This window comes from Sphingopyxis sp. (assembly GCF_036402335.1).
Classification (GTDB): Bacteria; Pseudomonadota; Alphaproteobacteria; order Sphingomonadales; family Sphingomonadaceae; genus Sphingopyxis.
On sequence record NZ_DASWTD010000622.1, the window covers coordinates 1 to 9,758 of the forward strand.

Annotated in this window: 10 protein-coding genes; 4 read left to right on the forward strand and 6 right to left on the reverse strand. The window is 66.2% G+C overall.

Annotation, left to right across the window (positions count from 1 at the left end):
* Positions 1-17 precede the first annotated feature (17 nt).
* Complete coding sequence (rpmE, locus tag VGD20_RS19960) at positions 18-245, forward strand: 50S ribosomal protein L31 (RefSeq protein WP_077030436.1); 228 nt, start codon at positions 18-20, stop codon at positions 243-245.
* Positions 246-272: 27 nt separating this feature from the next.
* On the opposite strand, the gene VGD20_RS19965 is transcribed toward rpmE, so the two are convergent.
* Positions 273-1,745: a glycerol kinase gene (locus VGD20_RS19965; protein ID WP_331136122.1), complete on the reverse strand. Its 1,473-nt coding sequence runs from the start codon at positions 1,743-1,745 to the stop codon at positions 273-275.
* Positions 1,746-2,102: 357 nt separating this feature from the next.
* On the opposite strand from VGD20_RS19965, the gene VGD20_RS19970 reads away from it, so the two are divergent.
* From VGD20_RS19970 to VGD20_RS19980, 3 genes are all read left to right on the forward strand, one after another.
* Complete coding sequence (locus VGD20_RS19970) at positions 2,103-3,500, forward strand: DEAD/DEAH box helicase (RefSeq protein ID WP_331136123.1); 1,398 nt, start codon at positions 2,103-2,105, stop codon at positions 3,498-3,500.
* Between the two features lie 195 nt (positions 3,501-3,695).
* Positions 3,696-5,363 (forward strand): MFS transporter, encoded by a 1,668-nt coding sequence (locus tag VGD20_RS19975; protein WP_331136124.1) that lies wholly within the window; start codon positions 3,696-3,698, stop codon positions 5,361-5,363.
* Positions 5,364-5,419: 56 nt separating this feature from the next.
* Positions 5,420-6,466 (forward strand): alpha/beta hydrolase, encoded by a 1,047-nt coding sequence (locus tag VGD20_RS19980; RefSeq protein WP_331136125.1) that lies wholly within the window; start codon positions 5,420-5,422, stop codon positions 6,464-6,466.
* On the opposite strand, the gene VGD20_RS19985 is transcribed toward VGD20_RS19980, so the two are convergent.
* The 5 genes from VGD20_RS19985 to VGD20_RS20005 form a co-directional block, all read right to left on the reverse strand.
* Positions 6,417-7,172: an alpha/beta hydrolase gene (locus VGD20_RS19985; protein ID WP_331136126.1), complete on the reverse strand. Its 756-nt coding sequence runs from the start codon at positions 7,170-7,172 to the stop codon at positions 6,417-6,419. The genes VGD20_RS19980 and VGD20_RS19985 overlap by 50 nt on opposite strands.
* Positions 7,173-7,220: 48 nt before the next feature.
* On the reverse strand, positions 7,221-7,460 hold the full coding sequence (locus tag VGD20_RS19990; protein ID WP_331136127.1) for a hypothetical protein: 240 nt from the start codon (positions 7,458-7,460) through the stop codon (positions 7,221-7,223).
* A gap of 119 nt (positions 7,461-7,579) precedes the next feature.
* Positions 7,580-7,882 carry a UBP-type zinc finger domain-containing protein gene (locus tag VGD20_RS19995; RefSeq protein WP_331136128.1) on the reverse strand — a complete coding sequence of 101 codons (303 nt, stop codon included), beginning with the start codon at positions 7,880-7,882 and terminating at the stop codon, positions 7,580-7,582.
* 32 nt (positions 7,883-7,914) lie between these two features.
* Positions 7,915-9,162, reverse strand: coding sequence for an N-succinylarginine dihydrolase (locus VGD20_RS20000; protein ID WP_331136129.1), 1,248 nt, complete (start codon positions 9,160-9,162; stop codon positions 7,915-7,917).
* Position 9,163: 1 nt separating this feature from the next.
* The coding region (locus tag VGD20_RS20005) for an arginine N-succinyltransferase (protein ID WP_331136130.1) at positions 9,164-9,758 on the reverse strand (595 nt) is incomplete at its 5' end.

Genomic DNA, 9,758 nt, shown 5'->3' on the forward strand with positions numbered 1-9,758 from the left:
GGCACAGGAGCCACGACATGAAAAAAGACATCCACCCCGCGTACCACATGATCACGGTCAAGATGACCGACGGTACCGAATATCAGACGCGCTCGACCTGGGGCAAAGAGGGCGACGTGATGACGCTCGAAATCGACCCCACCGCGCACCCGGCATGGACCGGCGGCACCGGACGCCTGCTCGACGCCGGCGGTCAGGTCGCGAAGTTCAACAAGCGCTTTGGTGGTCTGACCCTCAAGCGTTGATGGCGCCGGCTCCGGCGACGCCGGAGCTCAGCCCAGGACTTTTGCAAGCGCGCTTTGCCAACCGGCAAGGCGCGTTTTGCGTTTCCCGGTATCGAGCGCGGGCGTGAAGCGCGTCGCAGTACCGCGCATCGCCTTCGCCGCGCTCGCAAGGTCGGGATAAAGTCCCGCGCCGGTCGCCGCGAGCATCGCGGCGCCGAGCGCCGTACTCTCGACGAAATCGGGCCGTTCGACCGTGATATTCAGCACGTCGGCCAGATCCTGCGCCATCCAGTCATTCGCCGCCATGCCGCCATCGATCCGCACTTCGGCCCAGTCGACCCCGTCGGCGGCGAAGGCCGATTTGAGGTCGTGCGCCTGATAGGCTTGCGCTTCGAGCGCTGCGCGCGCGACATGCGCCTTGCTTGTTGCGAAGCTCAGTCCGGACAACGCCGCCAGTGCATCGGGGCGCCAGTGCGGCGCGCCGAGCCCGGTGAGGGCAGGGACCAGATAGACGCCGCCATTGTCGGCGACCGAGCGCGCCAGCCCCTCGCTCTCGCCCGCGCTTGCGAGCAGCCCGAGCCCGTCGCGCAGCCACTTGATCAGGCTGCCCGCGACGAACACCGATCCTTCGAGCGCATAGGAACGCACATCGCCTTCCTGCACCAGTACCGTCGCAAGCAGGCGGTTCTTCGATTGCGGCCGCACCGTCCCGCTCGCCGACAATATGAAAGCGCCGGTGCCGAAAGTCGCCTTGGTCTGTCCCGGCGACAGGCACGCTTGCCCGATCGTCGCCGCCTGCTGGTCGCCCGCCATGCCGCAGATTGGGATCGCGCCGCCGAACAATGCGGGGTCGGTCGTGCCGACCCGAGTGGTGCAGCCAGTGATTTCGGGGAGCAAAGGCATCGGGACGCCGAGCAGGTCGCAGAGTCCGGCATCCCAGCCGCCATCGCCGTTGATGTCCATCAGCAAGGTTCGCGACGCATTGCTCGCATCGGTGACATGCACACCGCCGGTTAGGCGGTAGACCAGCCAGGACTCGACCGTTCCGACCGCAAGCCGGTCGCCGGCTTCGCGAAGCTGCGGCCAATGTTTCAGCGCCCAGCCGATCTTGGTGCCCGAAAAATAGGGATCGAGCAGCAGCCCGCTCTTTGCCTGCGCCTGCGGCTCGTGACCCGCCTCTTTCAACGCCGCGCAATCGGCGGCCGAACGGCGATCCTGCCACACGATCGCGCGCGCGAGCGGCTCTCCGGTCGTGCGATCCCAGAACACCACCGTCTCGCGCTGGTTGGTGATCCCGATCGCTGAGATCCGGTCGGCGCCACCCGCCTGCGCGATCATCTCGCGCGTGCAGGCAAGGGTGGCGTCCCAGATTTCGGCGGCATCATGCTCGACCAGGCCGGGGCCGGGATAATGCTGCCGGATTTCGCGCTGCGCGCTGCCGAGCGGCGTGCCGTCGGCACCAAAAAGCATCGCGCGGGTCGAGGTCGTGCCCTCGTCGATGACGATGATCTTCTCTGTCAAAGCACTATCCCCCCATCCGTTCGTGCTGAGCTTGTCGAAGCACCGCTCTTTTCCCGGGCAATCAATGAAGAAAGAACGTCCCTTCGACAAGCTCGGGCGAGCGCGAATAGGTAGGCAAGCAATTATCTTGCAATTCCGCGCAACCCATGCCATATATTGTGCAGCGCAGCATGGCGGGACCACCCGCCGCAACCACCGGCAGCGTGATTTCCCGCCCATTTACAGGCGCGGGCGAGCCGGACCAGCGCTTTGTCCCCAGAGGCACCCTTTCACGCGGGTCGTTTCGAACCCGCGGCCCGTGCGCCGTCCGTTCGATCCGAACGGATGCGCCTGCGCGTCGCCCCATGTGAGTATTTTATGACGACTTTTAACGACTTTGGCCTGCACGCCGACATCAATCGCGCGCTTGCCGCCAAGGATTATACCCAGCCGACCCCGATCCAGACGCAGGCGATCCCGCCGCTGATGAAGGGCCGCGACCTGTGCGGCATCGCGCAGACCGGAACCGGCAAGACCGCCGGCTTCTCGCTGCCGTCGATCCATCACCTGCTGACCTATCCGCACCGCGCCAATCCGCGGAGCTGCCGCATGCTCGTGCTCGCGCCGACGCGTGAGCTTGCCGCGCAGATCGCGCAAAGCTGCCGCGATTACGGCCGCTTTACTAGGCTCAGCGTCACGACCGTGTTCGGCGGCGTGCCGATCAACAAGCAGATCCGTGACCTTTCGCAGGGCGTCGACATCCTCGTCGCGACCCCGGGCCGCCTGCTCGACCTCATCGACCAGCGCGCACTGCGCCTCGACGATGTCGAAATCTTCGTCCTCGACGAAGCCGACCAGATGATGGACATGGGCTTCATCCACTCGCTGCGCCGCATCGCCAAGCTGCTGCCGTCGCGCCGCCAGAACCTCTTCTTCTCGGCAACGATGCCGAAGGAAATCGCGCACCTCGCCGAACAGTTCCTCGAGGATCCGGTGACGGTTTCGGTGACGCCGGCGGCGACCACCGTCGAAAAGATCAGCCAATATTCGACCTTCGTCGAACAGAAGGAAAAGCAGGCGCTGCTCCATTCGGTCATCGCCAGCGAGGATATCGACCGCGCGCTGATCTTTACCCGCACCAAGCATGGCGCCGACCGCGTCGTGCGCCACCTCGCGGGTGCGGGCATCAAGGCGATGGCGATCCATGGCAACAAGAGCCAGTCGCAGCGCACCCATGCGCTGCAGGCGTTCCGTTCGGGCGACATCAAGCTGCTCGTCGCGACCGACATTGCCGCGCGCGGCATCGACGTGTCGGGCGTCAGCCATGTGATCAACTTCGAGATCCCGAACGTGCCCGAACAATATGTCCACCGCATCGGCCGCACCGCGCGCGCCGGCGCCGAGGGCAAGGCGATCAGCTTCATCGCGCCCGACGAGCGTCCGTACATGCGCGATATCGAGCGCGTCACCCGGTCGAAGTCCGAACCGATGCCGCTGCCCGAGAATTTCACCGAGCTGGTGCGCAACCTGCCGAAGCCGGCGCAGCCGCCGCGCGACACCGGCAGCCAGGGCCGCAACCCGCAGCGCCAGCGCGAAGACGCGCTGCGCGGCCGCGAAGGCGGAAAGCGCGATGGGGGCAAACCCCGCGGTGACCGCGGCCCGCGCCGCGACGGTGCACCCGCCGGTGAAGGCGCAGAAGGCCAGCGCAAGCGTCGCTTTCGTCCGCGCAACAAGAGCGTCGGCGCGCATAAAGGTGCGGTCAAGCGCGTCGGTTGATCCCAAACCCTCGTCATTGCGAGGAGCGTAGCGACGAAGCAATCTAGGGCGGAGCAAGACGCTCTGGATTGCTTCGTCGCTACGCTCGCAATGACGAAGCTTTTTGCCTCGGGGCCTCCGGGGCAAAGCCAGCGGCATTGACGCTACGTGGCGACCGTCTACCCTTCACTGGATAACAAGGCGAAGGGGTAGCGGATGACCAACGGCAAGGACGCGGCACCCATCGATATCCGCCAAAGCGAACGCAAGGTCATCCTCGCGTCCTCGCTCGGCACGGTGTTCGAATGGTATGATTTCTACCTTTACGGCCTGCTCGCGACGATCATTTCGGCGCAATTCTTCTCGGGCGTCAACGAAACCACCGGTTTCATCTTCGCGCTCGGCGCCTTCGCCGCGGGCTTTGCCGTAAGGCCTTTCGGCGCGCTCGTGTTCGGTCGCATCGGCGATCTCGTCGGGCGCAAGAATACCTTCCTCGTCACCATGGGCCTGATGGGTGCGTCGACCTTCCTCGTCGGCGTGCTCCCGAGCTATGCGTCGATCGGTGTCGCGGCGCCGATCCTCCTCGTCCTCCTCCGCCTCGTCCAGGGGCTCGCGCTCGGCGGCGAATATGGCGGAGCGGCCACCTATGTTGCCGAACATGCTCCCGAAGGGAAACGTGGCCTTTTCACCAGCTTCATCCAGACCACCGCGACGCTTGGCCTGTTCGCGGCGCTCGGCGTCGTCATTTTCATTCGCTCGGCGATGGGCGAGGCGGCGTTCGCCGACTGGGGCTGGCGCATTCCCTTCCTGATCTCCGTCATCCTGCTTGGCGTGTCGCTGTGGATCCGCCTCCAGCTCGAGGAAAGCCCGGTCTTCAAGCAGATGAAGGAAGAGGGCACGACGTCGAAAGCGCCGCTCACCGAGGCCTTCGGCCGCTGGGAAAATCTCAAATGGGTCATCGTCGCGCTGTTCGGCGCGGTCGCGGGGCAGGCGGTCGTCTGGTATTCGGGGCAATTCTACGCGCTCTTTTTTCTTGAAAAGACGCTGAAAGTCGACGGCGCGACGGCGAACATCCTGATCGCCATCGCGCTCGCGCTCGGCACCCCTTTCTTCATCTTCTTCGGCTGGCTCAGCGACAAGGTCGGGCGCAAGCCGATCATCCTCGCGGGCTGCGCGCTCGCCGCGATCACCTATTTCCCCGCGTTCCAGATGCTCACCAGCGCCGCCAATCCGGCGATGGCCAAGGCGCAGCAAAATGCCGCGGTCATCATGGCCGCCGACCCCGGGTCCTGCTCGTTCCAGTTCGATCCGATCGGCGGCAACAAGTTCGAAAGCAGTGGCTGCGACATCATCAAGTCGACACTGGCAAAGGCCGGCGCGAACTACACCGCCTTCACGCGCGAGCGGATGACGGGCGATCCGGCACGCGTGCGCATCGGCTCGCGCGTGCTCGCCGCGCCCGATCCCTGGCGCCTCGCCGAAGAGGAGCGTGCGGGTGCGATCGCCGCCTTCCGCGCTGATCTCGAACGTGCGCTGGCCGACGCGGGTTATCCGGCGAAAGCGGATCCCGCGGCGATCAACAAACCGCTCGTCGTTGCGATCCTCTTCTACCTCGTGCTGCTCGTGACGATGGTTTACGGCCCGATCGCCGCGCTGCTTGTCGAGCTGTTCCCCAGCCGCATCCGCTACACCGCGATGTCGCTGCCCTATCATATCGGTAATGGCTGGTTCGGCGGGTTCCTGCCGACGACCGCGTTCGCGATGGTCGCGGCGACCGGCAATATCTACTACGGCCTCTGGTATCCGGTGATCGTTGCCGTGATTACGCTGGTGGTCGGGCTGCTCTTCCTGCCCGAAACCTTCCGCCGCTCGATTCATCATTAGGACCGATTGACGGGGCCGGCCGGTGCGCTAGGGTCGCGGGCAGCCTTGAGGGGGGCATGATGATTGCCGACGACGACGAGTTCGATCCGCCGCCACCGCCGCGGCGTCCATTGTTCCGGCGCAAGCGGGTCCTGATCCCGCTCGGGCTGTTGCTCGCGATCCTCGCCGCCTTCCTCGCGCTGCGCACTCCCGACACCGACCGCGACGACATGATCGCCAGATATAGCGGGCCCGCCGGCGCATTCGTCGCAGGCCCGGCGGGACAGCGTATCCATTATCGCGACCAGGGTGAGCGTGGCCGCCCCGCGATCATCCTTCTCCACGGATCGAACAGCAGCCTCCAGACCTGGGAACCGCTGGTGAAGCGTCTCGGCGGCACGTGGCGCATCGTCACCCTCGACCTGCCCGGACACGGCCTGACCGGCGGCACGCCCGACAAGGATTACAGCGCGGCCGGCATGATCGCGGCGGTCGACGTCGTCGCGGCGAAACTGGGGCTCGACCATTTTGTGCTGGGCGGCAATTCGATGGGCGGCTGGGTCGCGTGGCGCTACGCGCTCGCCGAACCCGAACGCGTCGATGCGCTGCTGCTGCTCGACGCCAGCGGGATGCCGCTGCGCAAGGGCGAGAAAGCGCCGCCGTCGAACATTGGCTTTCGCGTGCTTGAATATCCGTTCGGCCGCTGGCTCGCGACGCAGATCACGCCGCGCTCGCTGGTCGAGGAATCGGTGCGCGGGTCGGTCGCGAAGCAGGCAATCGTCGATGACGCGATGATCGACCGCTATTGGGAATTACTGCGCTTTCCCGGCAATCGCGAGGCGACGGTGCTGCGCGCGCGCATGGACCGCGAGCCCGCCATGGCGGCGCGCGTGGGGGAGATCGAGGCACCGACGCTGATCCTGTTCGGCGACCGGGACCGGCTCATCAACCCCAGCGCCGCCAAGACCTTCAACGAACGCATCGCGGGATCGGAGGTCGTCATGCTCCCCGGCATCGGTCATTTGCCGATGGAAGAAGCACCCGATGCGACTGCGGCTGCGATCGCCGATTTCCTCAAGCGGCGGCTTGTGCCCGCTTCGCCGGCTGATCCAGAAATACGCTGATCCGCGATGCGATAGCGGCGGCGTGGGTGAAGGGGAACAGATGCGACCCCGGCACCGTTTCGAACAGCGCGCCGTCGATCTGCTCGGCCAGCATCTGGCCATAGCAGGCGGGCATGACGCCATCCTGTTCGCCCGCCAGCACCAGCGTCGGGAGATTCTTCAAGCCCGACAGGAAGCCGACGCTCGTCCACCCCGCCATCGCCGCGCTCTGGTACGCGATGCCGAGGGGGGTCGCGGTCTGGATCTTGAGCCCGCTCGCGAGCATGTCGTCGTCGAACAACGCCGCCCAGCCGATCCCGGGCGCCCCCATGACCGGCGTCGTCGCCATCAAAACCAGGCTTCGCACGCGCCCCGGAAACTGGATCGCGATCTGCTGCGCCAGCGCGCCGCCCCAGCTGAAGCCGGCAAGGTCGACGATTTTGTGGCCGAAGCGGTCGGCGATTTCCATCACCACCGCTGCGATCGTCGGCGCGGCGTAGGGAAGCAGCGCGTCGGGCGAACCGCCGACGCCGGGCATGTCGAGCGTCCACACCTCGCGCCCGTGCAACTGTGCGAGCAGCGGCGCAGCGGCGGCGATATCGGCGCCGATGCCGTTGAGGAACAGCAGGGGCGTGCCGCCAGCGCCTTCGCGCCAGCGCGCGACGCGCAGCGACAGGCCATAGACATGCTCGGTGCTGGTGGCCGGGCGGCCGCTGATCCTGCTCATAGGGGCCGCTTTCGCATGTTTCGATGACACGCGAAAGGCCGGCGGGGCCTAGCCGGCCTGTTTTGCGGCCGCGGCCGCCTGTTCATAGCGCAGGCAATCGAAAATCTTCGCGCCGGCCAGGAACACCGACCCGCTGCACGCGACGAGGAGCAACTTGCCGCCGAGCCCCGGATATTCGTGAAGATAGGCCGTTCCACGCGCCATCGCGCCAACGCCGAGCGCGTAAATGATGAGGCAGGCCTCGAAGCGGGTTTTGATGACGAACAGGCGTCCGATCTTTTTCAGCATCACCATAGTCCAAGCAAGCGTCATGCCAGTGGCGCAAATCGGGGATTTGCGCCGCGCGGCTTATGGTAAACTGTAAATTAACCCGACAATCAAGCGAAGGATCGCCGCGTGATCGCCCTTCAGAAATAGCGCGGGATCGGACCGACCTGCGGGGTCTGGTCGGGCAGGTCGACCACCGTTTCGTCGACATAACACCATCCCCAACCCTCGGGCGGGTCGTAACCCTCGATGATCGGATGGTCCGTCTCGTCGAAATGTGCGCGCGCATGGCGAGCAGGCGAATCATCGCAGCAGCCGACATGCCCGCAGGTGCGGCAGAGCCGAAGGTGGACCCAAATGCCGCCGGTCCGCAGGCATTCCTCGCACCCCTTGGCGCTCGGGACGACATCCTGGATTGCGGCTTGGTGCGAACAGCCTCTCATGCGTCCTCCTTGTCTCGGCGCGCGCTCCCCGTTCAGGCGAGCTCGCTCAGATCCAGTCGTTCGAGCAGCGCCGCGCGCGCCTTGCGTACGTCCCCGGCCAGCGCCGACGAAGCGAGGTCGCCGGGCGCGATCGCCTCCGGCCAGTGCTTCGCCACGACATCGGCAATCCCGTCGAGTTTCGCCGCGTCGGCGATGAAGCGCGGATCGACTGTCGCCGGATCGGCAACGACGCGCAGCCGCAGGCAGGCAGGGCCGCCACCGTTCGCCATCGACTGGCGGACATTGACGGGCAGCAGGCGGCGGATCGGACCGTTGCCCGCGACATGCGCCTCCAGCCAGTCCCACACCGCCGGCGTGTCCTGCGCCTCGGTCGGCAGCACCAGCCCCATGCCGCCTTCGGGAAGGCTGACGAGCTGGGCGTTGAACAGATAGGATTTGATCGCGTCGGGCAGGCTCACCGCGCTTGCCGGAACCTCGACAATCTCGACCGCGGGGAAGGCGGCGCGGATTTCGGCGTGCGCGGCGTCGCGATCCTCGAACGCGGTTTCGTGGGTGAAGAGCACATGCTCGTTCGCGACCGCAACGACGTCGTTATGGAATGCGCCGCCCTGGATCGCCGTATCTGACTGGCGGATGAAGAGCGTGCGCGCGGGGTCGAGCCGGTGGTGGCGCGCGATCGCCTTCGATGCGTCGAGATGCTGGCGCGCCGGGAAGCGGCCGCCACCGACGCCATAGACGAAGATTTCGACGCCCTGGCCGCCATGCCCGCTGCATAGCCGCATATGGTTCGCCGCGCCCTCGTCGCCAAAAGGGGCGGGGACCGGCGCGTGTACCGCAAAGGCGGGGTTGGCGAAGGCGAGGCGAAGCTGCGCCAGCGTGCCCGGCCATTCGTGACTGCGATGCGGCATGGTGACGAGGTTCGCCACGGTCAGGTGGCATTTGCCGTCGGCGCTGTCGGGGGCGGGCGAGACGGTCGCGGCGTTCGCGGCCCACATCGACGACGCCGACCAGGCCTGCGCGCGCAAATGCCCCTCGGCGTCTTCGGGCGTCGTACCGAGCGTGGCAAGCCACGGCGCATCGGGCCGGTCGAGCGGGGCGAAGAAGCCCTGCGGCAGGCCGAGCGCCAGATTGTGGCGCATCTTCTCGATGCCTTGCAACGCCGCGGCGCGCGGCTGCGATACGTCGCCGGCGTTGCTTGCCGACGCGATGTTGCCGCGGCTGAGCCCGGCATAATTGTGGCTCGGGCCGATGATTCCGTCGAAATTGATTTCGGTCAGCATGTCAGCGGCCGATCCAGCTGATCTCGCCGCCCTTGCCGACGCCGAGCAGTTTTGCGGCCTCGCTGTCGAGCGTCGCGCCGTCGCCGACCTTGCCGAAACAGCAGCGGAAATCGGCGAGCTGCCCCGTCGCGACCAGCGCGTCGGCACCCGTTTCGGCGATCGCCGAAATCTCGACATGTTTCGCGTCGCGGACGCTCGCGACCTGATCGGTGCGCGCGGTCATCGTCGGGCCGCCATCGAAGATGTCGACATAATTTTCGAACGCAAAGCCTTCATTTTCCAGCATGCGCATCGCCGCGCGCCCGGTCGGATGCGGCACGCCGATCACGCTGCGCGCATGGTCGCTCAGCATCGCGATATAGACGGGGTGCTTGGGCATCAGGTCGGCGATGAACTGGTTGCCATGCACCGCGTTGAACTGGTCGGCCTCTTGGAAGCTCATGCCGAAGAATTTGCCCGCGACCCCGTCCCAGAAGGGCGATCCGCCCGCTTCGTCGATCACGCCGCGCAGCTCGGCGAGGATCCGCTCGGCGAAGCGGTTGCGATGCCGGGCAATGAACAGGTAGCGGCTGCGCGCCAGCAGCATGCCGAGCCCG